Annotated in this window: 28 protein-coding genes; 14 read left to right on the top strand and 14 right to left on the bottom strand. The window is 60.1% G+C overall.

Translation table 11 applies throughout. The features are described from left to right. Positions 1–86: 86 nt before the first annotated feature. Positions 87–968 carry an alpha/beta fold hydrolase gene (locus tag ACODTZ_RS02955; RefSeq protein ID WP_489023614.1) on the bottom strand — a complete coding sequence of 294 codons (882 nt, stop codon included), beginning with the start codon at positions 966–968 and terminating at the stop codon, positions 87–89. Positions 969–1213: 245 nt separating this feature from the next. Here ACODTZ_RS02955 and ACODTZ_RS02960 point away from each other — a divergent pair, with 245 nt between their 5' ends. From ACODTZ_RS02960 to ACODTZ_RS02980, 5 genes are all read left to right on the top strand, one after another. After that, positions 1214–2089, top strand: coding sequence for an SDR family oxidoreductase (locus tag ACODTZ_RS02960; RefSeq protein WP_489023616.1), 876 nt, complete (start codon positions 1214–1216; stop codon positions 2087–2089). Positions 2090–2131: 42 nt separating this feature from the next. Further along, complete coding sequence (locus tag ACODTZ_RS02965; RefSeq protein WP_489023618.1) at positions 2132–3295, top strand: zinc-dependent alcohol dehydrogenase; 1164 nt, start codon at positions 2132–2134, stop codon at positions 3293–3295. Positions 3296–3427: 132 nt separating this feature from the next. Beyond that, positions 3428–3667 (top strand): hypothetical protein, encoded by a 240-nt coding sequence (locus tag ACODTZ_RS02970; protein WP_489023620.1) that lies wholly within the window; start codon positions 3428–3430, stop codon positions 3665–3667. Positions 3668–3685: 18 nt separating this feature from the next. Next, a complete protein-coding gene (xth, locus tag ACODTZ_RS02975; protein WP_489023621.1) occupies positions 3686–4489 on the top strand; it encodes an exodeoxyribonuclease III in 804 nt (267 codons plus the stop codon). Beyond that, complete coding sequence (locus ACODTZ_RS02980) at positions 4486–4653, top strand: hypothetical protein (protein ID WP_489023623.1); 168 nt, start codon at positions 4486–4488, stop codon at positions 4651–4653. The genes xth and ACODTZ_RS02980 overlap by 4 nt, the downstream gene beginning before the upstream one ends. Before the next feature lie 61 nt (positions 4654–4714). On the opposite strand, the gene ACODTZ_RS02985 is transcribed toward ACODTZ_RS02980, so the two are convergent. Further along, the gene (locus ACODTZ_RS02985) at positions 4715–4957 is read right to left on the bottom strand and encodes a hypothetical protein (RefSeq protein ID WP_489023624.1); all 243 of its coding nucleotides are present in this window, start codon (positions 4955–4957) and stop codon (positions 4715–4717) included. Between the two features lie 539 nt (positions 4958–5496). Between ACODTZ_RS02985 and ACODTZ_RS02990 the strand changes: the two genes are divergently transcribed. Beyond that, on the top strand, positions 5497–5796 hold the full coding sequence (locus ACODTZ_RS02990; RefSeq protein WP_489023626.1) for a hypothetical protein: 300 nt from the start codon (positions 5497–5499) through the stop codon (positions 5794–5796). A 94-nt stretch (positions 5797–5890) separates the two neighbouring features. On the opposite strand, the gene ACODTZ_RS02995 is transcribed toward ACODTZ_RS02990, so the two are convergent. Both ACODTZ_RS02995 and ACODTZ_RS03000 read right to left on the bottom strand, forming a co-directional pair. After that, entirely contained in the window at positions 5891–6274 is a 384-nt protein-coding gene (locus ACODTZ_RS02995) for a GFA family protein (RefSeq protein WP_489023628.1), read from the bottom strand. Beyond that, positions 6271–6531, bottom strand: coding sequence for a DUF2188 domain-containing protein (locus ACODTZ_RS03000; RefSeq protein WP_489023630.1), 261 nt, complete (start codon positions 6529–6531; stop codon positions 6271–6273). Before ACODTZ_RS03000 ends, ACODTZ_RS02995 begins: the two co-directional genes overlap by 4 nt. A gap of 457 nt (positions 6532–6988) precedes the next feature. Here ACODTZ_RS03000 and ACODTZ_RS03005 point away from each other — a divergent pair, with 457 nt between their 5' ends. Further along, a complete protein-coding gene (locus ACODTZ_RS03005; protein WP_489023632.1) occupies positions 6989–7393 on the top strand; it encodes a low affinity iron permease family protein in 405 nt (134 codons plus the stop codon). A gap of 185 nt (positions 7394–7578) precedes the next feature. Here ACODTZ_RS03005 and ACODTZ_RS03010 read toward each other — a convergent pair whose 3' ends face one another. Then, entirely contained in the window at positions 7579–7869 is a 291-nt protein-coding gene (locus ACODTZ_RS03010; protein ID WP_489023634.1) for a hypothetical protein, read from the bottom strand. Positions 7870–8279: 410 nt separating this feature from the next. On the opposite strand from ACODTZ_RS03010, the gene ACODTZ_RS03015 reads away from it, so the two are divergent. Then, positions 8280–8567 carry a hypothetical protein gene (locus tag ACODTZ_RS03015; RefSeq protein ID WP_489023635.1) on the top strand — a complete coding sequence of 96 codons (288 nt, stop codon included), beginning with the start codon at positions 8280–8282 and terminating at the stop codon, positions 8565–8567. Between the two features lie 534 nt (positions 8568–9101). On the opposite strand, the gene ACODTZ_RS03020 is transcribed toward ACODTZ_RS03015, so the two are convergent. Next, positions 9102–9431: a response regulator gene (locus ACODTZ_RS03020; protein ID WP_489023636.1), complete on the bottom strand. Its 330-nt coding sequence runs from the start codon at positions 9429–9431 to the stop codon at positions 9102–9104. 209 nt (positions 9432–9640) lie between these two features. Between ACODTZ_RS03020 and lov the strand changes: the two genes are divergently transcribed. After that, complete coding sequence (gene lov / locus ACODTZ_RS03025) at positions 9641–10627, top strand: blue-light-activated histidine kinase (RefSeq protein WP_489024773.1); 987 nt, start codon at positions 9641–9643, stop codon at positions 10625–10627. Positions 10628–10686: 59 nt separating this feature from the next. Here lov and ACODTZ_RS03030 read toward each other — a convergent pair whose 3' ends face one another. Together ACODTZ_RS03030 and ACODTZ_RS03035 are read right to left on the bottom strand one after the other, a co-directional pair. After that, positions 10687–10857 (bottom strand): hypothetical protein, encoded by a 171-nt coding sequence (locus ACODTZ_RS03030; RefSeq protein ID WP_489023638.1) that lies wholly within the window; start codon positions 10855–10857, stop codon positions 10687–10689. An 85-nt stretch (positions 10858–10942) separates the two neighbouring features. Next, on the bottom strand, positions 10943–11512 hold the full coding sequence (locus ACODTZ_RS03035; protein WP_489023639.1) for a type 1 glutamine amidotransferase domain-containing protein: 570 nt from the start codon (positions 11510–11512) through the stop codon (positions 10943–10945). A 168-nt stretch (positions 11513–11680) separates the two neighbouring features. Between ACODTZ_RS03035 and ACODTZ_RS03040 the strand changes: the two genes are divergently transcribed. From ACODTZ_RS03040 to ACODTZ_RS03055, 4 genes are all read left to right on the top strand, one after another. Then, entirely contained in the window at positions 11681–12133 is a 453-nt protein-coding gene (locus ACODTZ_RS03040) for a DUF2383 domain-containing protein (RefSeq protein ID WP_489023641.1), read from the top strand. A gap of 171 nt (positions 12134–12304) precedes the next feature. After that, the gene (locus ACODTZ_RS03045) at positions 12305–12883 is read left to right on the top strand and encodes an alpha/beta hydrolase (RefSeq protein ID WP_489023643.1); all 579 of its coding nucleotides are present in this window, start codon (positions 12305–12307) and stop codon (positions 12881–12883) included. A gap of 36 nt (positions 12884–12919) precedes the next feature. Continuing rightward, positions 12920–13075 carry a hypothetical protein gene (locus tag ACODTZ_RS03050; RefSeq protein WP_489023645.1) on the top strand — a complete coding sequence of 52 codons (156 nt, stop codon included), beginning with the start codon at positions 12920–12922 and terminating at the stop codon, positions 13073–13075. Between the two features lie 598 nt (positions 13076–13673). Next, the gene (locus ACODTZ_RS03055) at positions 13674–14024 is read left to right on the top strand and encodes a hypothetical protein (RefSeq protein ID WP_489023647.1); all 351 of its coding nucleotides are present in this window, start codon (positions 13674–13676) and stop codon (positions 14022–14024) included. Here ACODTZ_RS03055 and ACODTZ_RS03060 read toward each other — a convergent pair. The 6 genes from ACODTZ_RS03060 to ACODTZ_RS03085 form a co-directional block, all read right to left on the bottom strand. Then, complete coding sequence (locus ACODTZ_RS03060; protein WP_489023649.1) at positions 14012–14392, bottom strand: hypothetical protein; 381 nt, start codon at positions 14390–14392, stop codon at positions 14012–14014. The genes ACODTZ_RS03055 and ACODTZ_RS03060 overlap by 13 nt on opposite strands. A gap of 23 nt (positions 14393–14415) precedes the next feature. Then, a complete protein-coding gene (locus ACODTZ_RS03065; RefSeq protein WP_489023650.1) occupies positions 14416–16365 on the bottom strand; it encodes a DNA cytosine methyltransferase in 1950 nt (649 codons plus the stop codon). Between the two features lie 535 nt (positions 16366–16900). Further along, on the bottom strand, positions 16901–17314 hold the full coding sequence (rnk, locus tag ACODTZ_RS03070) for a nucleoside diphosphate kinase regulator (protein WP_489023652.1): 414 nt from the start codon (positions 17312–17314) through the stop codon (positions 16901–16903). 572 nt (positions 17315–17886) lie between these two features. After that, on the bottom strand, positions 17887–20265 hold the full coding sequence (locus ACODTZ_RS03075; protein ID WP_489023654.1) for a phosphoketolase family protein: 2379 nt from the start codon (positions 20263–20265) through the stop codon (positions 17887–17889). A gap of 11 nt (positions 20266–20276) precedes the next feature. Further along, positions 20277–21461, bottom strand: coding sequence for an acetate/propionate family kinase (locus tag ACODTZ_RS03080; protein WP_489023655.1), 1185 nt, complete (start codon positions 21459–21461; stop codon positions 20277–20279). Positions 21462–21829: 368 nt separating this feature from the next. Then, complete coding sequence (locus tag ACODTZ_RS03085) at positions 21830–22333, bottom strand: DUF2934 domain-containing protein (RefSeq protein WP_489023657.1); 504 nt, start codon at positions 22331–22333, stop codon at positions 21830–21832. Between the two features lie 149 nt (positions 22334–22482). Here ACODTZ_RS03085 and ACODTZ_RS03090 point away from each other — a divergent pair, with 149 nt between their 5' ends. Beyond that, on the top strand, positions 22483–24348 hold the full coding sequence (locus ACODTZ_RS03090) for a diguanylate cyclase domain-containing protein (protein ID WP_489023658.1): 1866 nt from the start codon (positions 22483–22485) through the stop codon (positions 24346–24348). Positions 24349–24355: the final 7 nt, after the last annotated feature.

The raw sequence follows: 24355 nt of genomic DNA on the forward strand, positions 1-24355 counted from the left end.
ACCTGCGGGGCCTTCGCTTTTGTGAATGCGGCTTCGTGAATCCTCCGACGGCCGCAGGAAAACGTCCGTTTTCCGTTGCTGTTCCGTTATGGAGATGACGCGAGGAAAACGGCAAGCTCCTGTGCGACGGTTTCCGGATCCTCGCGTTGCGGAAAATGACCCACGTTCTGAAGAACGATCCTGTCGAAGGGACCCGTAAATTTCTTGTAGAGGTCTTCTGAGAGATCGGGCGGATTGACGCCGTCGTCCATGCCCTGGAAATAGACCGTTGGTAGAGAAAGCGAGTGCGTCTTTTTGATGCGATCTTCGAGCCAGACGCTATCCGGATCAGGCTCGGCTTCGCCCCACCGGACCCGGTAGCTATGCAGGGTGACCGCTACCCAGTCCGGATTGTCGAAAGACTTCGCGACAGCGTTGAATGTCGCCTCGTCGAACCAGCCGTCTGGGCTCCAGTTCTCCCACTGGATGCGAGCAAAACCATGCGGATCTTTCGCGATTGCTTCCGCGCCGCGTTTGGTAGCCATGAACCAATGGTACCAGTAGCGCTGCGCCTGCCTGAAGGGCGGCGTCTTGAGGCCGCCCATGCGTGGCAGCGAAGCAAGCAGCGCCATTCGGTCGACGCGGCTCGGCCACCCCATGGCCAAGGCCTCTGCGATGTTCGATCCCCAGTCGTGGCCGACGACGGAAAATCGATCTATGCCGAGACCGTCCATGAGGGATATCGCGTCGATCGCGAGGACGGCGCCGTTCGCCGTGCGTAAAGCCTCCTCGTTCCTGAATACCGTCGGGCCGAAGCCCCGCAGGTAGGGCGCGATCAGGCGAAGGTTTCGATCCTGGAGCCGGGACGATACCGCGTCCCATGTCGTCGCGTCGTCCGGCCATCCATGCAGCAGCAGAACGGGATGGCCGTGTTGCGCGCCGGTCTCGTCGAAGGTGATGTGCAGGTCGGGCGTGTCGAGATGCGGCATGGGAAAAATCCTTGTTCGACGCTGGAAACACGGTCCGCTCTCCCCTCCGTTAACGGAACAACGAGCTGCCACCGAAGTTGGTGATTTGGGCAACACCGCCCCAAATTCCAAGGGGCTTCATGACAGTTCGCTCACCATTCCCGATTAGCCGACGAGCCGTCTTGGCGGCGGCGAGCGCGACACTTGCAAGCTCTGTTTTCCCGGCCGCCGCCTGGCCGGCTTCGAATAAGCAGGAGAAAACGAAGATGGACGACCCGACGACCAAGTACCCGAAGCCGCCATTCCAGAGGCAGAACCAGCCCTTTCCCGGCCTCGCAAGCAAGATGGACCCGAAGCCCGACCACGGCGAAACTTCCTACAAGGGATCCGGTCGCCTTGCAGGGCGCAAGGCTCTGATCACAGGAGGGGACTCCGGCATGGGTCGCGCGGCCGCGATCGCCTATGCCCGAGAAGGCGCCGACGTAGCGATCAACTACCTGCCGGACGAGGAACCGGACGCGAAGGAAGTCATCGCACTCATCGAGAAGGAAGGACGCAAGGGCGTCGCGCTTCCTGGCGATCTTCGCGACGCGGCCTTCTGCGAGAAACTGGTCGACGACGCCGCAAAGGCGCTTGGAGGTCTCGACATCCTCGTCAACAATGCGGGACGGCAGCAGCAGGCGCAGTCGATCAACGACATTACGTATGAAGCGTTCGACGCGACCATGAAGACCAACATCTACGCGACCTTCCTGCTTACGAAGGCGGCCGTGAACCACATGCAGTCGGGTTCTGTGATCATCCAGACGACGTCGGAACAAGCCTACGATCCGTCCGAGAATCTCGTCGACTATGCCATGACTAAAGCGGCGGTGATGAACTTCACGAAGTCGATGGCGAAGCAGCTCGGGCCGAAGGGCATCCGTGTGAACGGTGTCGCGCCGGGTCCAATCTGGACGCCGCTTCAGGTCAGCGGCGGCGCAACCATGGAGAAGCTCGAAAAGTTCGGTGGCGACACGCCGATGGGCCGTCCCGGCCAGCCTGCGGAGCTCGCTTCCATCTACGTCCAGCTCGCGGATCCGCAGGCAAGCTACGCGACCGGGCAGGTCTACGGAGCAGCCGGCGGCGGCGGGCAGCCGTAAGCGCTCATCGCTCGCACACGCACATTCCTAAGGAGAAAAGAAATGAAAGCTTTAACCTGGCACGGCAGCGGCGACATCCGATGCGAAGAAGTCGACGACCCGATCATCCAAGACGACCGCGACGCCATCATCAAGGTGACGAGCTGTGCCATCTGTGGTTCCGACTTGCACCTCTACGGCGGCTTCGTGCCAGGCATGCATGCGGGCGACGTCATGGGCCACGAGACGATGGGCGAAGTCGTGGAAGTCGGCCGTGGAAATTCCAAGCTCAAGGTGGGTGACCGCGTTGTCGTCCCTTTCACCATCTCCTGCGGCGAATGCCGCCAGTGCAAGTGGGGACAGTTCTCGCTTTGCGAGCGTTCAAACCCCAATGGCGCGGAACAGGCCGAGCAGGTCGGCTACCCCACCGCTGGTCTCTTCGGGTATTCCGAGCTCTACGGTCGTTTCCCCGGCGGCCAGGCGCAATATCTACGCGTGCCCTATGCCGACATCGGCCCGATCAAGGTGCCGGACGGCCTTTCGGACGAGCAGGTGCTGTTCCTGTCGGACATCTTTCCGACCGGCTACATGGCGGCCGAGAACTGCGACATCAAGCAGGGCCACACAGTGGCCGTGTTCGGCTGCGGCCCGGTCGGTCTGTTCGCCATCAAGTCCGCGTTCTTGCTCGGTGCAGAGCGCGTGATCGCGATCGACACGGTTCCTGAACGCCTTGCACTCGCGCGGGGGGCGGGCGCCGAGACGCTGGACTATACCGACGAGGATCTTCAGCAGCGAATCCTCGAAATGACGGGCGGGCAGGGTCCCGACTCCGTGATCGAAGCCGTGGGCATGGAAAGCCACGGGGCCGGCGGCGTCATGGAGACGATGCAGACGAAGCTCACCTCGACCGAACGGCCATACGCCCTTAGCCAGGCGATCATGGCGTGCCGTCCGGGCGGCGTTGTATCGCTGCCGGGCGTCTTCGTCGGGCCGGCTGTCCCTGCGCCGCTCGGGGCGTTCATCGGCAAGGGCCTCACGCTGAAAACCGGCCAGACGCACGTACAGCGCTACCTGCAGCCACTGATGGACCTGATCGAGGAAGGCGCTATCGACCCGTCCTTCTTGATCACCCATCGGATCGGTCTGGAAGAAGGACCGGAGGCCTACAAGACGTTCCGCGACAAACAGGACGGCTGCGTGAAAGTGGTCATCCGTCCTAACGGCTGAGCCGAACCCTCCGGTGACGGTTGCGACGCCGTCACCGGAGGGCGACGGGACGGCTGGTCCGACTTGCTCCTTGCAAGCGGCTTGAAGGCCTCCGTCTCAAGCCTAGGTCATAGGAATGAAAGGGAGCGCCGAATGTCTTCGAAGGGTGACGATCCAGACTTCAAAACGATGTCAGAAGCCGTGCAGGCTTGGTATCGTTTCTATCAAATCGATCCGAAAAACGGCCTCTCTGACCTGCTGTGCCGAGCGGCGATCGACCTCTATAGAGACGGATATCATAGCTCCGACGACATCGCGACCGCCCTTATCGGTAGTTACGTCGGCATCCATGCGACGCGGGTAAACGCGCCGACGTCCGCCTCTGTGCACTGACGAAGACGGAGACCGGCCTTGAAGATCGCCACCTACAACGTCAACGGGGTCAACGGCCGTCTCGAAGTGCTTCTTCGTTGGCTGAAGGAAGCGTCGCCCGACGTCGTCTGTCTTCAGGAACTGAAGGCGCCGCAGGAGAAATTTCCGATCAAGGCGATCGAAGCCGCAGGATACGGTGCGGTCTGGCAGGGCCAGAAGTCGTGGAACGGCGTTGCAATCCTCACGAAAGGAAAGGAACCGCATCTGACTCGAAAGGGACTGCCCGGCGAACCGGAAGACGAACACAGCCGCTACATCGAGGCGATCGTCGACGGGCACGTGATCGGCGGCCTCTACCTCCCGAACGGCAATCCCTATCCAGGGCCGAAGTTCGATTACAAGCTCCGCTGGTTCAAGCGACTCCATGTCTACGCCGCCGAACTGCTCGAACTCGAAGTGCCTGTCGTCCTTGTCGGCGACTACAACGTCATGCCCACCGAACTCGACGTCTACAAGCCGGAGCGCTGGGCGAACGATGCGTTGTTCCGCATCGAAGTTCGTGATGCATTCAAGGCCCTCGTCGATCAAGGCTGGACGGACGCGCTGCGCCATCTGCACCCGGACGCGCGCATCTATACGTTCTGGGACTACTTCCGGAATGCCTATGGCCGCGACGCTGGTCTCCGTATCGACCACTTCCTACTGAGTTCGGAAGCGGCGGCGCGCCTCTCGAAAGCAGAGGTAGCCAAGCACGTCCGGGGTTGGGATCACAGCAGCGATCATGCGCCTGTCTGGATCGAGCTCAAGGAGAAACCCATAAGGAAAGCGAGGACGACGAAATGACCGAATGGAGAGGGTCGCTTCGAGCGAAGCTGGAGGAACTCGTCGACGGTTTCGTGGTCAACGGCGCAAAACAGGAGGACGTCTTCGAGGCGATCGTGGAAGAGGTCCGCCGCCTCCGCGAGGCGTTGGAAATCGATCCGGATCCAGCCGACGACGAATTATAGCGATCGGGGAGCCGGCCAACGACTGGCCGGCGAGCAGAAAGATTGAAAACTCCGCTGTTGGCTAGTCGAAGTCGCCGATCCGCCCCGTCTGGAAGACGATGATCGGATCACCCACGTCTCCGATGGCAGGTCTGCCTTCCCGCTTCACGACGAGAGTGCCTGCGTGGCTGAGAGCGAGTTCCTTCGCCTCTTCAACCGCGTCCGCCTCACTCCCTTCGACGACGGTCTCCCAGACTTGGTTCGGCTGCCCGCGCTTGTCGAGATCGAACGCGAAAATGCTTATGGCTATGAATGCACCGGGCATCTAGCGGTTACTCCGACGTGGCGGGTCGAGGGGCTTCTCGCGCCACGTCGTTATGTTTTTTCGGAGGCGAGTCGGCCGCCTTTTCCTCACGAGCCGGGCGGGGCGACAAGTCGTCATCCGCCTGGAGTTCGTCGGTGTTCACGTAGCCTTTTTCTACCGCCATCCTCAGCTACTCCCGGTTAGCCGCCTGGGGGGCGGGCATTCGATCCTTCGCGTCAGCTCTCCCTGTTCTCGGGTCAGCGTCCGTGACGCCGTCGCCGGCCTCTCGGCTGTTGCCCATGTTTACGGGTGGTGCACGCTGGGGATCGACATTGGTCTCAGGCAACTCGTCGTCCTGCGTGTCTTCGTTCAGGGACTTTGGCGGAAGCTTTGCAGAGCTGGGAATAGCGTTCGTGGCCATGGTTGTTTCTCCTTCTGAAGTAGGAACTCCCACACCTCGAGGCTGTTCCCGCACGCCGACGTCGTGATCCTGCCATCCTTTTTCGCGATCAACGCCTACCACGCCAAGGCGTGATTCTGACCGACATGAGGAATTTGATATGAAGCCTGTTCTTGCCGCCGCCATCGCTGTGCTCGTTCTGACCCAGGTTGCCAACGCCTCCAGTGATGGCGCATGGAACGCGTTGTTCGCCAAGGCGAATGGCACCTGCATCGGTCAATCGCGAATGGTGTCTCCGGAAGCGACCGCGCCGGTGGCCTTCGACGACGCGACGGGAAAGGTCGCTATCCTGCTTCGCGAGAAGAACGCCAAGTCAAAGAAGATGGTCAACGTGATCTGCCTTTACGATAAGAAGTCAGAAAAGGCGTCGATCGCCGAATACCGGTGGCTGGGGCAGTAAGAATGTTGCGCCGGGGATGGCCTTCGAAAATCATCCCCGGTCTTACGGTCGTTGTAAGCCGGTGAGTGTGACGGCGCGCTGGCAGCGTCACGACCTAGTTTTGCGCAGGCCGATCTTCGTCATACTGCTCGGCGCCCTCGATTGGCCTGAGCCATTTCTCGCGGCGCTTGATCCACAGTTCGTAGGTGGGAACGAGCGGCGTAGGCGTCTCGGTCAGCATACCGAGCTTGATCTCGGCCTCTTCCTCGTTTGCCGAGAACAGTCTCGATCCGCAGTTCGGACAGAATTGCCGTCCTTCGAATTCGCTTGTTCCGCCTCGTGTTTCAAAACCACTCGCTGGCCATACAGCAAAGAACGTGAAGGCAGATCCGCTCTCTTGTCGGCAATCCGTACAGTGACAAATGCCGATCCTGAGCGGATTGCCACGCACGGCGACCCGAACGTTTCCGCATTTGCACGATCCAGTCAGTGTCGTCATTTCGGAACTCCCGCGTCATCGTCCGCGACTTCGGTATCCGGCCGATCTCCACCGTCGACGTGCTCGCTCTGCCAGCGGCCGTCCTGTAGCTGATACGAAATCTCGGCGTCGCGTCCTTCGACGTGCTGTCGCTGTGCCGCCGACTTCGCCGCGGCAAGCGCTGAGTCATGATCGGCGAACGTCTCCGACCAGACGTCTTCGAGCCTATATCCGTAGCCGCCATCGTGCTCGCCAACATGATATGTGAGTTTCGTCATCCCGTCTCCTCCGTTGAACAAACATATCTAGGGCGGTGGTCTGCGCGATCCAACTCCCTCGTTCCTTGCGGGTTGAAGGCGCTCGTCTCAGGCCTACGCCATAGGAAGGAAAAGGAGCGCAGAATGTCGTCCAGGGATAACGATCCAGACTTCAAGACGATGTCAGAAGCTGTGCAGGCTTAGTATCGCCTTCATGAAATTGATCCGAGGCGCGGCCTGTCCGATGCGCTGGTCCAGGCGGTACCGGCACAGGCGTGCCAACGCAATTTACAATGTATCCGGCAAGCGCCTTCGCGACCTCCCGATCACGCTGGACAAACTCCTGTAAGCACAACCCGTCACCAGGCGACGCTAAGTTCTTGCCATTGGTCTTCCAGCGTACGCTGACGCTGCGGCCGGAACCAAGGAATGCGCGACGCGTTAACGTTGGCCGGGGGGCAACTCGAGGCATTCATGCATGAGCGAACATTCCGTTTCCAACTTCTTTTCAACATTCGCTACCGCCATTGCCGATCTCTCGGGAAAGCCCGCGACCTTCGTGCTCGCGGTGGTCCTCGTGCTCGTATGGGCCGGGTCCGGCCCGTTCTTCGACTACTCAGAGACTTGGCAGCTCGTGATCAACACTTCCACCACCATCATAACTTTCCTGATGGTGTTCGTCCTGCAAAACAGCCAGAACCGGGACGGCAAAGCTCTTCAGGCGAAGCTCGACGAACTCATTTTGTCGTCGCAGGCGCAAAACAAGTTTGTAGGTATCGAGAAACTAGACGAACAGCAGCTACGCGAGATGAGCAAGACGCTCGCCGAAAAAGCCGAATGCGTTGAGGACGTCGCCGAAGAGAAGGCCGCTGAAAGGCGCTGATCCCCATCTTCTTGCTTCGTAACGAACCTCCATGCCGTCAGAGATTTTCGGTCGAACCCCGCCGGTCAACATCGTAATCGCGGCTGGGAGAGCTTTCGTGCTACTTGATACCCAAGGAGACTACGGCCTAAGAATTTAGAGTACTTACGCCACCATAGCCGTACCTCCTTAGATTCTTGCGGGGCCTAAAGGAAACTGCCTCCCAAGATGCCGCGAATCTCGTAAAAGCTGACCTCATGAACGTCCAGCAGCTCAGCTTCGGCGCGAAGCAGCCTTTGTTTCAGAGCGAGATGATCGCCGGCTTCGAATGCGGTCTCGTGCATCTTGGCCGCCACGATCCGCTTCTTTTGACGCGACACACGCCTGCGGATCGCATGCATGCTCATTTCAGGATTGCCGCCGAGCATGGGATGACGACCGTGAGGGATGGTCTGGTTCCCGGTCACCACGTGATCGATCGGCTGAAAGCTGCCCACGCTGCTGGAGTTCAAGGCATTTGGGACTTATTTCATTATCACCGCAACCTCGACGCCGTTCGCTGTGCGCGAATTGTGGCCCAGGCGTCCCTGGCCATTTCGGGACGCGAACGGCTATGGCTTTGTCCTGTCAACGAACCGTCGCTGTATCCGCATCTCGCCGGCATGCCCCGGCGTCAGGCGATCGACATGGCAGTCACGATGGCTCGCGCGGGAAGAGATCATCACCCTGATGTCGGTATCCTCACCAACGACCCGATCACTGGTGTGGGTGATCGACAGTTCGAAGCGACCGACGCCATCATCTCTGCGGTGGGCGTCGACGTCGTAGGCGTGAATACCCTCATACGGCGCGCACCATCCTGTCGAAGGTGCTCGTCAAGACCTGGCGGCGATACAGGAAGCCGATCATGGTGTCGGAGACGAGCTGGCACGAAGGGCATCCAGTTCATCACCGCCGGTATCCCGGTTTCCACAAAGGAGGATGGCTCCGGCACGTCCTCGATCAGGTCGACGTCGCTCGAATGCACGGCGCCGAGATCGCAGGGGTGTGCTGGTATCCGATCGTGGACTGCCCGCCCTGGCATTCACCTCGTTCCCGCAGTCGCTGGAGCCACGGCTTGATCCGTAGCGACCTGTCGGTCGATCCGGCGTTGTCCGCCGAACTGGAACGACTGCGAATGGCGCAAGCTGCGTGACGCCGCCGGCTGTGCCCCATCAAACGCCGCTAGCCGTATCGAGTGTGCTGTTCGCAATACCTCTCGATCTGCTCGGGCTCCTTTTTCGTCGAGCTGGGTGATCTCGTTTCGGGCGTCGCGATGGATATGGAGACCATCGAGCTTGGCTTGGATTGCTTGAGCGTCACCTCCACCCGCGAAATAAACAAGGTCATGAAAGGGTCGCGAGGCCGTGCCATTCCAACGTCTTGGGGCTGAAAATCAGCCGCGAAAGACCGTTGCTCGCGACGAGCGCGAAGGCGTAGGGGCTTCCAGATCCATGCAGCCAGGTCGATCAGCAAGGAACGCAATTGCAGGAGTGATCTCCAGTCATCATCCCACCAACTGTAAGCAGTTTGCCGCCCGAACGAAATCCTTGAACATTGACAGTCAAAGCTGGTCCGGCCCTTGCATGGGCTTGCCTCTGGAGAAGTTGACGTCACGACTGGCTTTGTGAAATTTCAACCGGTCGGCTTCAGCTTACTTCAAGGCGCCAACATAATTCCGGTGGGGTATTTAGGGTAGGAGCCGCGCGAGCGTCTCGCTCAACGTTTCAGGCATAGTGGGCTTGCTAATCCAACCACCTTTTTTGAAGACCGTTTCGTCCACGTCCGCGCCTGAATACACCACGAACGGAACGCCCTCCGCCACCAAGTGCTCGACGACGTCAACGCACACGCCGTCGTTCAAGCGCGGATCAACGACCGCGACATCTGGCGTGTTGGACTGCAGCCACGTCAAGGCGTCGGCTCTCGTGTCGAACGTCGTGACCGACGCCGCACCAAACTCGCGCAGCATTTCCTCCATATCCAGGGATATGAAAGGCTCGTCTTCGAGCACCAGCACGTGGCCTATTTCCGTATGTTTTTCCATTGTCGGAATTTACGATCTCGCCCCAAATTCTGCAAGTTAACGTTTCGCGACCAGAGTGAAGCCGCTGAAACCATTGCGCCACACCCACGTTTACGTCGCAGAATAACGAGAGGTGTCGCGTGCCCGAAGCTGAACAGTCCGACATTCATGGCGACCGTCCTGCCGCAGCCTCTAGGCAGGGGATGGCGGATCACAAGGAGCTGGCAACTTTCGCCTTCCAGAGGACTCGAATGCCCCTGGTCATTTCGGACGTCCGCCAGCCCGACTATCCCATGGTCCTTGCCAACGACGCCTTCCTTGACCTCACCGGCTATTCTGCAGACGAGCTACTCGGGAAGAACTGTCGAATGCTGCAGGGCAAGGACACGTCGAGAACGGCGGTCGCCGAAATCCGCGCTATCATCGCGCATGAGCGCGAGGGGACGGTCGAGATCTTGAATTACAAGAAGGACGGCACGCCCTTTTGGAATCAGCTACACCTCAGCCCGATCCGCGACGACGATGGACGCCTCGTCTACTATTTCGCCTCCCAGATCGACGTTACCGAGTACCGAAAGATCCAGAAGCTGGAGGAGGCAGAGCATCGTCTTCTTCTCGAGGTCGATCATCGTACGAAGAACGTGCTCGCGATCGTCGACAGCATTGTACGTCTGAGCCGGTCCGACAACCCCGCCGTCTACGCCGCCTCGGTGCAGCAGCGTGTCCAGGCATTGTCGAGAACCCACATGCTCCTGGCGGACAACGGATGGCAGCAGGCGTCGCTTCGCGACATCGTTTGTCTGCAGGTCGAGGCTATCGGCAATGACGGCGTCGAAATTGAAGGATCGGACGTGACGATCCCGGCACCGTCGGTTCAGCCGCTGGGACTAGCCATCCACGAGCTCGCGGCCAATGCAGCCGTTCACGGCTCTCTATCCAGGAAGGGTGGACGTCTTCACGTCGGATGGACGACGAAGGGCAAGGGCATCGTTCTCGATTGGTCTGAAAGCGGCGCGGTTCAGGCACGGGAACCGGCAGGCAAAGGTTTCGGAAATGTCCTTCTGAGCGCCGTGCTCGAAAGGCAGCTTGGCGGAACGATCACCCGTGATTGGCGCGACGATGGCCTTCGTCTTCGCATCGAACTGCCCTCTCTCGATCGGGTCGGGCGCAGTCTTAAATCCACACCATAGCCCGCCGCACCAAGTGCAGCGGCTTTTCAGCTTTCCGCGATGATCGTGTCGACAAGTGCTTAGGCACGATCAAGGCAGAGCAGCGGCCCCTCGACTACGGACGCCCGCGGTTGCCGATCCTTCACATCGATGACGGAGTTGCACCCCGGCGGCGTGACGACGGTAAAGTGACTGAGTGAACTGTAGATGGCAATGCGATAGCCGTTGTATTCATGTACCATGCTAGGCATTGCCATACTCCGGACTGTCGATACGCGTAGGAAAGCAGGCAGTGCCTTGAGGAGCGCCAGCGAACCGGCGCTCCCCGTGTCTGCCTCACGCGCTACGGGCCTGTTCGGGATGTTTGCCCTCGGCGAATTCTTCGACGATCTTCGCGCAGAACGCTGGCAGGTCGTCGGGCTTCCGGCTGGTAACCAGCCCCTTGTCTGTCACAACTTCCTCGTCCACCCAGGTGCCGCCCGCGTTTTCGATGTCCTTCCGGATCGACGCGTACGACGTCACGGTTCTCCCCTTCAGGACGTCGGCCTGAACGAGCAACCAGGGCCCATGACAGATCACGCCGACCGGCTTGGCCTGCTCGAAGAACGATCGCACAAACGAAACGATGTCGGCGTCTGCGCGCAGCTTGTCTGCGCCGACGGTGCCACCTGGGATCACCACTCCGTCGAAGTCGCTGGCCGAAACATCCTTTACAGCCTTGTCCACGGCGTAGCTGCCGCCCGGATCGAGATCGCCGTTGTTCGTCTTGGCCTGGCCCGCCTCGATGCCGACGACCGTCACAGTCGCACCGGCTGCCTCGACGGCCTCCTTTGGCTTCGTAAATTCGGGTTCTTCGGTGCCGCGCGGTGCGATCAGGATGGCAATCTTCTTCCCTGTGAGAGTCATGGGTATCTCCATTTACATGAGCCTTGGACGGAAACGTCTAAGTCGAAACCCGCGCGGACAGCCGAAGTTCCAGCCGGAGTTCCCGGAATGAGGACAGTCTCGATGCCAGCGGAACAATGGCGGCCCCATCACGTTCACTGATCTCCTCAAGCCCAAAAGGAGAAAGACATGGTGACGATGGTTGGCAATGAATCCGACATCAAAGACCTGGTGAAGAACCTGCTCTACTTGGAGCACGACGCGATCGCAGCCTACGATTCCTGCATCGAGCGCCTCGACAGCCGTGAACTGGCCAACCAGATCGCCGCCTTCAAGGAAGACCACCTTCAGCACGTTCAGGTTCTGAGCGGCATGGCACGAGAACTCGGCATCGAAGCGCCGACCGACGGCGACATGAAACAGATGCTGACGACCGGGAAGATCGCACTCGCCGACATCTTTGGCGATCCCGCGATCCTCAAGGCCATGAAGACGAACGAGGACGACACGGTGACCGCATATGAGCGGGCGATCCGCCACGAGGATGCAATCCCAGCGTCGAAGGCGTTTTTCATGAAGGCTCATCAGGACGAGGAGACGCATCGCGCTTGGATCGAGACCACGGCGGAGACGCTCTCTTGATCGTCGACGTGGAAAACACCATCTAAGGGCTACCACCCGAACCAACATGATTGCGAGCCGCGGATACTTCGCGCGCACGCGGTCGTCCGGGTGATCGAGGGCGCTCCCCATGACGGGTCGAGCGCCCTCGGCTTGTTTTCAAACAGTCAGCGAGGGCAATTGGCCGACCACTTGATCATATTCCTTCACGGCATCGGCGCCTCCGGCGCGCAGCTCACGCCGCTGGCATCGTCGTGGCGGACCAGCCTCCCGGATGCGCGGTTCGTTGCTCCCGACGCACCGATGCACACCAAGTTCGGGCATCAATGGTTTTCGACCGAAGGCAACCCACTCGATCCGGCCCGGATCCAGGAAGCCCGCCGCTCCTTCGACGAGCTGATCGCTGACGTCGTCCGTCGCGAGGGATTCGAAGGCCTCCATGGCAGGATCGCTTTCGTCGGCGTCTCGCAGGGTGCGATCGTCGGCCTCGACGCTGTCGCTTCCGGACGCTGGAAGATCGGCGCGCTGGTCGCGTTCTCCGGCCTCCTTCCGCCGCAGCCGGTTTCCTCCGCGAGCAAGGGGACGCCCGTCCTTCTCGTGCACGGAGAGAAAGACACGACCATCCCGCCCATGGCATCCAGGCTTGCCGCCGCGCAGCTCGGCACGGCTGGCTTCAAGGTCGAGTTGGATATCGAGCGCGGCACTGGGCACACGATTTCCAGCGCCGGCGCGCAGAAGGCGCTATCCTTCCTCAAGAAGTCGTTTCTCTGAAACGCAACCGGTCGAAGTCGAGATCGTTTCCCCGCCATGGCTGACGAATACACCAAACAGGACGACGTCGACGTGGGCCTTTGGCTCGAGCTGATCGGCGGCGGCCATCTGACGGACAAGCAGATCGTCGACGGGCTGAAACCTTACGACACCACGAATCTCCCGACGCCGAAGCCGGCTGGAAGGGTCTGAGCGACACCGCCCACTTCTGACGGCGAAGACGGCTCTGTTCCGGACGAGGGGCGGCACCCGGTTCGACCGGGCCGCGACCGATCGAATCCTTGACGATCTTCGGCACGTCGCCTACAGGCGCGGCGTCGAAGCGGCGCGGGTCTTCCAGTTCCTTGATCAGGATCACATCGACGCGGACGAAGACTTTTCGTCGGCGCAGGACGACCTGAACCGGATGTCGCGGAATCTTCCGTTCCTGCCGGAGGTTACTGCCGTTGTCGAAGAGATCGAATCCATACGGGCGAATCACTCCAACTAACGTATCCGGTTCCAGCCGGCCCACGACATGATGGCTCCATGCATCTCAAAGGTATTCCACAAGATTCGACACGTATTGCGAGTTTTTTGCAGCCGCTTCCTTATGGTGGAGGTTGCCAGACCCGACTGACGAACGCGACGAGGCGGAATCCTTTGGGTGCCACGTCCGAGTCCTTACGGGAGGCTCGCAGGCCCCAGAAACCAGTTCGACCCTGCCTGTCCGCGACGCGCCATCCCTTGCCGCCGGCCATACCACGACAGACCATATAATGACGATCTGTTGCAGCCAATGACTGTTAGAGTGGACGACAAGACGATGAACACCCTAGGCAATCAAACATCCCATCAATGCGTACCCAACGGTGCGACATTCATTTTGAAGTGCATGAAACTAAGCGAGGAACGCGGCGCTTATCACGTCCTAGCGTTACGTTTCCGTGAGAACGACGGAGAATTCCGTAGCGGTGCAACGAACGAGGAGCTTCAGGAGTACGAGGCACTTTGCAAAAGGGCCCAGTCCGCCCTCGATCACGAGCGGATGGCCGGCCGAGGCAGCCTTCTCAAACTCGATCATCCCCTGAACCGGATGCTGATACAGACCGGAGTGATGAAATTGCAGACGCTCTTACGCCCGAGCATTCAACCGGTATAGCCTGATGATATCGGGACATACTCTGCGTCGGGATTATGCTCGACCCAGTCCTCCCATGCGGCTTCAGCAGCAGCTTCGAGACTAGGGTACACACCCGGAAGCATCCCGTATGGACCGGAGACAACGACGCCAACTATCCTGCATTCGACGTCGAGCCGAGCGAAAAAGTGGTAGCCTCTCTGGCCGCCGGGAACGGCCATCCATGTGAATGACGCTCTTCGTACCGCCGGCCAATTTTCTTCCAGCTCACCTGTGGCAATCAGGGCTTGCTCCTTGTTGAAAAACGGAAGGAGAACGATCTGGCCGTCGTCTCCCACCACCGCCCAGCAAAGCATTCCGTTGCCGTCGAGACGCAACAAGCTCGTCATTTCAGTGTCCTTAGTTTTCGATTTCAGGAGAGTGCGGGTTGGTTCGCGGAGCGCGAGTTGTGCTGAGTAAAAACTCGCCATCCGTCGAGTGGTGGCGAGCCAACAAGGATTCGGTTCGTTACCAAATTCCTCCAGTCGATCTCACACCCCATCAATACCGACACCAACGCCAGCCCCACCGCTTGCCCGACAGCCGGCGCGACTGCATTCCCGATCTGATCGGCGACACTTCCGATCCCGCCTGCGAATGCCCACGCATCCGGGAATCCCTGCAACCTCGCTCGCATTCTCGCCGTAAGACCGGGCACGAATCCTTCCCGCGAGGCTTCCGCGTTCGTCGGCGCGGCCTTCGCCGGGGGCGCATACGAGACACCGTTCACGAGCGCACGGCGAGCTTCGCCTTCTTTTGGACCGCCCTGATAACCGCGGATCGTGTCGGATAACGCGCCGACCCCAAGAGGATTGCCGAACCGGTCGAACTCGGGCCGTTCTCGCATCATGCGCACCCAGTCGTCCGCACCATTCCAACCGTTCGCCGACATCAGGTCACAAAGGACGTCGCCCATGTTCGTCGCCATGCTCGGAAATTTCGGCGGCATTTTGAAGGCACCCGCCGAGTCCTTGCGGAACCCGACGATCATGATCCGCGAGCGATCCTGCGCGACGCCGTAATCCCGCGTGTTGATGCGGTGGATGTCCGTCACGTAGCCCGCCTTCGAGAACTTCCGCAGAAGGAAGGCCAGATAGTCCGAATGCTTGGAATGAAGCAGTCCTTCGACGTTTTCGAAGACGAACGCCTTGGGGGAGACCTCCCGCACGGCCCGGACACCTTCCATCATCAGATCGTTCTCATCGGCCTTGCCCTTGCGCTTGCCCACTGTCGTGAACGGGGTGCAGGGGAGGCCGCCCGCCAGCAGGTCAACGCGCTGGTTCCGGTACTGCGTAAAGTCGACCTTCCGGACATCCTGCTCGATGACGTTCCAGTCCGGCCGGTTCTTCCGCAGGGTGGCCGCGGCGTTCCTGTCAAACTCGACAAGGCCGACATGCTTGAATCCTGCGCGTTCGAGGCCCAGAGCAAGACCTCCGGCGCCCGCGCACAGTTCGAGTACGCGGGGACGGAAGCGTTCCGGGGGAAGCACAGCCATCACCGACGGCATGCGAACTACGCCCCATGCTTTCGTCGGCTTCCCGGTCATCGCCGCTAGGGCGTCGATTGCCGTAGGGCCGAGGTCGTTGTCACGCAGCCCGAAACCATAACCTCGATCGCCTTCGAACCGACCGTCGCGGAAGCGTTTCAAAGCAAGATGTGCTCTCGCTGCCCAGTATCCAGCATCGCGCTCCCGCAACCCGGTGATCGACGGGTGTTTGTCGCCGAACAAGGATTCGAACTCGGACAACAGGCCGGCGGCCTCGTCCATCAGTGGAGAAGGGACAATCCGGTCTTCGTGCGATAGAACCGAGACCTTCCCGATAAAGGCCTCTAGCCCGGCCTGGAAGGCAGCCATCGCATCGCAGGTGTGTCGTCTCGCGGTCGCTGCTGCGGCCTTGCGTCTGATGATCGCCTCTTGTTCTGCGACAGTCAGCTTCGCGGCCGCAAGCTTCCTGCGGATAGTCGCGACGTCCTTCGTATCAATACGGGCGCCGATCTCCATACGCTCCAGGATATCACGTCGGGTTTCGGCATCGGCGGATACCAGAGCCTTCACGACCGGAAACGATGCGCGGCTCTTTTGAAGAACGCCTTCCGAACCCTTGAGCGTCGTCGCGAATCCCAGGTACGTCGACAGTTCGGTCGCGGGCAGATTGCACCGCGTCTTCAGGAAAGCTTTCGCTTCCGCGGCAGGGACGATGTCCGTCAGCTTCGCTACTTCCGCGGCCATCTGCAGGACGCGGTCGGTCATCTGCTTCTGAAGCTCAATGATCCTGGTCATTGCGGCGGAAAGCGCGTTCGCCTTCGGGTCGATGTCAGCCATGAAGAGTGTCCCCTTTCGGCACGTCCATACGACACCGGATCTTTCAAGGCCGGTAACCGGATCGTTCAAATGCAAGCGATCTCAACGGAGCTGGCACCAATCTCGTTCTTAACGAAATACACACTGCGGGCATGCGAAACGGCAGGGTGCGATCATCCAGGTCCAAGTAATGGCTTTTCCAGCACCAGCACTCGAGGGCTTTGTCATAGTTGCATGCAGTAGCGGCGAACGCGATCGGCTGAGCGGCTTCAACCTAGTATGCGGGAATGCCGCGTTTCTAAGGTGTCAGTAACTGCAACGCTGCGTCATCGGCTCGAATCCTTGAGGGGGAAGGATTCGGCGCGCTCATGACCGCAGCTAGTTCGATCCTCTCAGGTTAGGGTCGATCCTAAGCGTACGGCCGCCCAACTCGCGCCGACAGACACCACTTCGTCGACACACGCTTTTTCGCCGGCGTGACCTGACACAAGTCATCGCGAGACACTCGAAGCGGCTACTAAGAAAGCGGCTGGCTGCCGATGACAGTTGACGGTCGTCAAGCCGGACTTTCCAACGCCGTTTGGGCAACCTCCTGGACGGTGAGCCGATGCACCCGCCCATCCCGAGCCCTCCAGTCGATGGACTGGCCCGGAGACAAACCGATGAGCGCTGCACCGATGGGGGTCATGATCGAAATTCTGCCTGCCGCAATGTCCGCCTCGCCGGGATAGACGAGCGTTACCGAGCGATCCTCGCCGAGATCGCTCGTGTATCGAAGCGACGACCCCATCCTAACGACGTCGCCCGGTATCTTCGCGTCGTCGACCACGCGGGCTCGCTCGAGTTCCGTCAGAAGTTCGTCGGACACCTCTGGAGTTCGAACCGCGAAAGATTCGGCGAGCTTCGTCAGGCGTTCGTGCTCCGAGCGTGCGATCGCGATCGAGGGTTTGCGTGCCTTTCTGGATGCCATGGCTGTTCTCCTGCCGTTGGCGGCCGCATTCCGGCGCCGCGGCGATATCAATTGCCTTTAGGGATGTCGTCGCTGGAGGGTTCGGCTGCTGATCTTTACCGAACGTCGACCCCTCGGCCGGGCGCGACGCGACCGGGCCGGGGGCTAGCTGCCCGCGGTGGGAAACACTCTTTCCAGAACGGTATCGAGGCGTGAGATCAGCATCCAGCCAGATTGGCTCCAGCGAGATCTTCAGTCAAGCACGAAGGAAGATGGCGCGGCATAATCGAATACCCAAGTCCCTCGCGAAGCTTTTCGATCTGATCAGGTCTCTTCTCGTCAAGCTCGGCGATTTCGTTCCTCGCGTCGACGTGGAGGTGAAAGCGGCGAGCTGCGGACCGATGTTATTCGACCTTTTAAGGATGGAAGGCGACCTCGATCGCTCCTCATCTGGAGCGTAGCGCTGAAGTCAGAAATGCGTGGTCGCTTTCGATATGCCACCAGATGCGGCCCTGATCGGGCCACCGCGGGAAAAACCCCACGGGCGAGCCGTCTGCCCTTTATCGAACCTAGGACAGACGACGGATCTGCGGTTAGCGCTTCCAACGCCAGTCCCTGATTTCGGGAAGGTCTTCGCCGTGCTCCTGCACGTAGGCGCGGTGCTCGACGAGCTTGGCACGGAAGCTGTCGATCGTCTCCGGCACCTTCTCCGCCAGCCCCGGCACCCGCGCGACAGCCTCCAAGGCTAAGTGATACCGGTCGAGTTCGTTCAGCACCGTCATGTCGAAAGGCGTCGTCGTCGTTCCTTCCTCGATGAAGCCGCGCACATGGATGTTCTGGTGGTTCGTCCGTCGGTAGGTCAGCCTGTGGATCAGATAAGGGTACCCGTGGTACGCGAAGACGACCGGTTTATCCTTCGTGAAGATTTTGTCAAAGTCGCCATGATGAAGTCCGTGCGGATGCTGTTCGGGATCCTGCAGGGACAGAAGGTCGACGACGTTTACGGTCCTGATCTTTAGGTCAGGTATTGCTTCGTGCAGCAGCATGACGGCGGCCAGCGTCTCCATGGTGGGGACGTCGCCCGCGCATGCCATGACCAGATCGGGAGCGATCGTGTTGTCCTCGTAGCTCGCCCATTCCCAGATGCCAGCGCCCGCCTTGCAATGCGCCTCGGCCTCGTCGATCGAAAGCCATTGAGGCTCCGGCTGCTTGCCCGCGACGATCACGTTGATGCGGTCGTAGGTTTTCAGGCAGTGGTCGCCGACCCACAGCAGCGTGTTGGCGTCCGGCGGCAGATAGATGCGGACGATGTCGGCCTTCTTGTTGGCGACGAGATCGACGAAGCCCGGATCCTGATGGCTGAAACCGTTGTGATCCTGCCTCCAGACGTGGGAGGTCAGGAGATAGTTCAGCGACGAGATCGGTGCCCGCCATTCGAGCCCGCGGGTCACCTTCAGCCACTTGGCATGCTGGTTGAACATGGAATCGATGATGTGGATGAACGCCTCGTAGCAGGAGAAGAGGCCGTGCCGCCCTGTAAGCAGGTACCCCTCCAGCCACCCCTGGCACAGATGCTCCGACAGCACTTCCATCACCCGGCCATCGCGGGAGAGGTGCACGTCGTAATCCTCGATTGCCTGCATCCAAACCCGCTGCGTCTCATCGAAAACGCTTCCGAGCCGATTACTCTCAGTCTCGTCGGGGCCGAACACGCGAAAGTTCTTCGTGTCCGCGTTCAGCTTCACGACTTCCCTGAGGTAGTGGCCGAGGATCTCGGTCGACTGCACCTGCTGGGAGCCGCGCTCGCCGATCTTGACGGCAAAGTCTCGGATGGGCCGCGCCAGCAATTCCTTGCGAAGCAGTCCTCCGTTCGCAAACGGCGTTGCTCCCATTCTCTTCCTTCCACCAGGAGCCAGCGCGCGAAGCTCGTCCTTCAGCCGCCCGTCGGCATCGAAGAGATCGTCCGGATCGTAGGATCGCATCCAGTTCTCGAGGATCTTTCGATGTCCGTCGTCGCCGCGGCAGTTGGCGACGGGCACCTGATGGGCGCGCCAGAAGCCTTCGACCTTTTTTCCGTCCACTTCCTTCGGTCCCGTCCATCCTTTGGGGCTGCGCAGGACGATCATCGGCCAGCGAGGAACGCCGGGTGACTGCGCGTTGGCGCGAGCTTCGTCCCTGAGTTCTCGGATCCGTTCGAAGACATACTCCATTGTCTCAGCCATCTTTCGGTGCATCAAAGCCGGATCATGGCCCTCGATGAAGATCGGCTCGTATCCGTAGCCGCGAAACAGGCTGGTCAGGTCTTCGTCGCTGCTCCTGGCGAGGATCGTCGGGTTGGCGATCTTGTAGCCATTGAGATGAAGGATGGGCAGCACGACGCCATCACGGGAAGGATTGAGGAACTTGGTCGAGTGCCATGCGGCAGCAAGCGGCCCGGTTTCCGCTTCGCCGTCACCGACGACGCAGGCGGCGATCAGATCAGCGTTGTCGAACACTGCGCCAAACGCATGCACCAGAGCATAGCCGAGCTCGCCGCCCTCGTGGATCGATCCGGGCGTTTCGGGTGCCACGTGGCTGGGGATGCCGCCGGGGAACGAGAACTGCTTGAACAGCTTCCGCAGCCCTTCCGAGTTCTCGGGGATGTCTGGATAAACCTCGCTGTAGGTGCCTTCGAGATAGGTGTTGGCGACCATGCCGGGGCCACCGTGGCCTGGGCCGCAGACGTATAGAAGGTCGAGATCGCGCTTCCTAATGACCCGGTTGAGGTGCGCGTAGATGAAGTTCAGGCCCGGCGTCGTCCCCCAGTGACCGAGAAGTCGCGGCTTGATGTGTTCTGGCTTCAGAGGTTCGCGAAGCAGCGGGTTGTCCATGAGATAGATCTGGCCCACCGAAAGATAGTTGGCGGCGCGCCAGTAGCGGTCGATCAGGGCAAGCTCGTTATCATCGATGACATTCGTAGCGACGTCGTTCACGATCTTCTCCTTCAAAGCCTGTGGTGCGAGAGGACGGAAAGCGCTTCGTCGGCGATTACCTGCTCCTCGTCGGTGGGAATGACGAACGCCTTGATGCGGCTGTTCGACGTACTGATGATCTGACTGTTCGCTTCATTGCGGCCGTCGTCCAGTTCAAGCCCGAGCCAGCCCAGCCGTTCCGCGATCCGGCCTCGGATTTCCGGCTGGTTCTCTCCGACCCCGGCAGTGAAGACTACGCCGTCGAGCCCGCCGAGTGTGGCTGCCTGACGCGCTATCTCTCCCGCCACCCGCATGCAAAAGAGGTCGACGGCTTCGGTCGCTTCATGACTTGGATCCTTGAGGAGAACGCGCGTGTCGCCGCTGATGCCCGAGACGCCGAGCAAGCCGCATTCATGATACAGGAACTGCTCGATGCGCTCCGGTTGGCGCATTCCTTTCCGCATAAGGTAGAGCAGGGCGCCGGGATCAATCCAGCCGGGTCGCGTGGCCATCGGAATGCCGTCCAGCGCGGAGAACCCCATGCTCGTGTCGCAGCTTCTGCCGCCGAATATCCCGCAGACGCTGGCGCCGCTGCCGAGATGGCACGCCACGACACGGCCCGCCGCGACTTGACGGTCGATCTTCTCAAGCTCCCTGGCGATGTATGCATAGGACAGTCCGTGGAACCCGTACCGCTTGACGCCATCGTCGTGCATCGCTCGCGGGATTGCCAGGCGACGGATGACATCGGCTTGCGAGGCGTGAAACGCCGTGTCGAAAGAGGCCGTCTGCCAGATCTCCGACTTGCTGTTTCGAACGGCTCGGATCACCCGCAGGGCCGCCGGCTGATGGAGTGGTGCAAGCAACACCAGGCTTTCGATCTCGTCTATCACTCGGTCGTCAAGATGAACCGGACGCTCGAATTTCATGCCGCCATGAACGACACGATGTCCTGCGGCCGCGATCCTGCCCGGCACGACGGCATCGATATGATCGATCACCTGGCTGACGATCTCCCCGAAGTCGCTCTCCGGATCCCCGAACAGCTCCCGCTCGAAAGCAAGTCCTCCGATCTTTCCGATGAGCCGGAGCGGACTGGTCTCGAAGTCGATCTTGGCGCGTCCTGTGGATCGGGCGACGCCGGACGCCATCTCGAAGACGCCTATCTTCAGGGAGGACGAGCCAGCGTTGAATGTCAGAAGCACGTCTTCGGGCATGAAATTCCTCAGGTGTCGAGTTTGGCTTCCTTGTAGGTAGCGCTCGGAATTCCTTCGACCACGCATTCGACGGCTATTCGCTGAAGCTGGCTGAGACTGGCTCGACGTGTCGCCTACGACGACATCCTGACTGACGGACCGCGGCAAATCGTAAGTGTGCATGCCAGGTCGAACGCAGTCTGGCACGAGCCGCGATCTCGATTCCCGACGCCGTCTAACGTGGTCTCGCCTGGTTTTGTTCAGCGCATCCCATTCCCTCGTCGTAAAATCCCAAGAGGATTAGCTCAAAGGCTACACGCAGGCATGCCTCACTGCGGATCGTTCAAACGGGCATCGATGTGGAACGTAAAATCTGGATCCGTAAAGTTTTATTCAACAGGCGCCTTCAACATCGCGACGAGTGCGCCATGAGCGTAAGGCTTGGGCATGAAGGAGACTCCGCTCGCGAGGTCAAACGCGCCTAGCCGCACATGACCGGACGTCACGATCACACGAGTATGCGGCGAGCGCGCCCGGACCTTCGCCATCAACCCCAGGCCATCCGTGGTACCCGGCATATTGACGTCGGTGAAAACCGCGTCGACTTCATTATTTTGCAGCACCACTAGCGCCTCGTCAGCGTTTCCCGCTTCCAAGACTTCGAATCCGGCGTCCTCCAACGCTTCCACGGTGGCGAAGCGGATCAGGGGCTCGTCATCAACGACCAGTACCCGTTCAACGTGATCCTTGTGCGTGGTGGGTTCGGGAGGTTGTTTTTCCCATTCCTCAACTGCTTGCGACCAATGTTCCTTGTCGCGGCCGGTCGGGCATCCTTCCCTTAGCCAAATATCATGGGCCCGCACACTGATCCAATTGTAAGCGTCGTCCTGCATGGATAAACCTCCGATTAGCCGAAAACTACGAACCGGTGCGCCCGGTTCCTCATCGGGTCTCCGAAAAAGTGCTCTTCCGCGAGCGCCGCGTAGGCTGCAGCTTGTTTACCAATACACGCCATTATGACCGAAATTATAGGAGGAACTTCATGAGCGTGTGGCGCGAGCTGCTTCCGAACCTTGCCGTCGTCGCGATCGCTACGTCGGTGTGGACGCTTGGGCGCCGCTACACTTTCAAGCTCGGTGAGCGCACAGGCAATCTGTTGCTGGGGATCGTCATGGCAGCAGGCGTGCTCGGTACGATGGCCATTCCCTTCGAGTTCATTCCGGGCGTCCTCCTTGACGCAAGGTACACGCTGCTTGCGGTGGCCTCCTACTTCGGTGGACCACTTGGCGCTCTTCCGCCGCTCGTAGTTGCGATCGTTCGTCGCGTCTGGATCGGTGGACTGGGAGTTTCTGTAGCCGTCCCCCAGATCGTCGCCGCGAGCTTGGGAGGGCTGCTGCTGCACCACCTAGCGAAAGCGGGGCTTTTCAAGTTCGGCCCAATGTTCGTTCTCGCAGCATGGTCGGCAGCTTGCGGGACCGCCGGCTTCTACGTCCGTTATCCGGTATCGAATTGGCTGGAAATCACGACTACCACGCTTCCGCTGGCGACACTTCTCTTCGGGGCCACGCTATTGTCAGGCCTAGCTTTCATTCAAGAACTCAAGCGCCAAGCGGCGACACACCAGAATTATCTTTACCGTGCCGTGATCGAAGCCCTACCCGATAGCCTCAACGCGAAAGATCGAGATGGTAGGTTTATTGTTGCCAATCCGGCGACGGCCGCGCTGATGGGCACGGACGCTGTTGGGCTGATTGGACGGAAGGATTCTGACTTCTATGCCGAGCACACGGCGAATCTATTCAGGCTGCCGGTGCTCGACGTTCTAAATTCCGGGATTCCCGTAACCGTCGAACAACGGTTTACGCGCAATGATGGCGCGGAGACGTGGCTCTCGACGCTGAAGGCTCCTCTGCGCGACGAAGGCGGCAAAATTCTCGGCGTCGTCACTCACAATCGTGAGATCACCGAGCGCAAACGACTGGAAAGCGATCTTCAAAAGAGTCAGGCAAGGCTGCGCGATGCGATCGAGAGTATGACTGAAGGAATTGCGATGTTCGACGCGCACGGGGTTCTCGTACTCCACAATGAGCACTTTCGATCTCTATTCCCATTGACGGCCGACGTTCGTGTTCCAGGGGCGAACATCAGCGAGATCGTGCGCGCCTCTCTCGTAAGGGGCGAAATTGAGAGACCGACGAACGATTTCGAATCCGTGGTCGAATGGACGGCGGACGTCCTGATGAAGGCCGGCGAACGTGCGCTTCGTCTAACGGACGGGCGGACCTTCGATGCCCGTACCAGTCTTACCAGCGACGGTGGATCGATAATCGTTTTTGCGGACGTCACAATCCACCGCGAACGAGAGGAGCGTTTAAGAGAGCTGAACAAGAAATACGCCGTCCTCGCGAAGACGGACGGTCTAACCGAGCTCGTGAATCGACGAGCTTTCGATGTCGCTTTGACGAACGCTGCGGATGCCGGTCCTTTTTCCTTGCTCATGATCGACGTTGATCGTTTCAAGGCTTTTAACGACGGGTATGGGCACCCCGAAGGGGACGCGTGCCTGCGAGCTGTCGCTGCCTGCCTATCGCAGATCTTTTCGACATACCGCAATGCAGTCGTTGCGCGTTACGGCGGGGAGGAGTTTGCCGTTATTCTTCCAGGACTGACGGAGACGAGCGCGTTTTCCGCCGGTCAGCTCGCTTCCAGCGCCATCCGAGGGCTCGCAATCCGGCACGATTACAGCGATAAACGCGTGGTGACAGTAAGTGTCGGAGTCGCCTACTGCGGCCGGAGCGACTACCAAGCGACTCTCAGGGCGGCAGATGCCGGGCTGTACGCAGCGAAAGGCGCAGGGCGAGACTGCGTGCGCGAAGGGCTTCCAGAGGTCGGAGGGATCCGCGCCTGAGGTCTCG

Source organism: Rhizobium sp. FG113, from assembly GCF_057809895.1.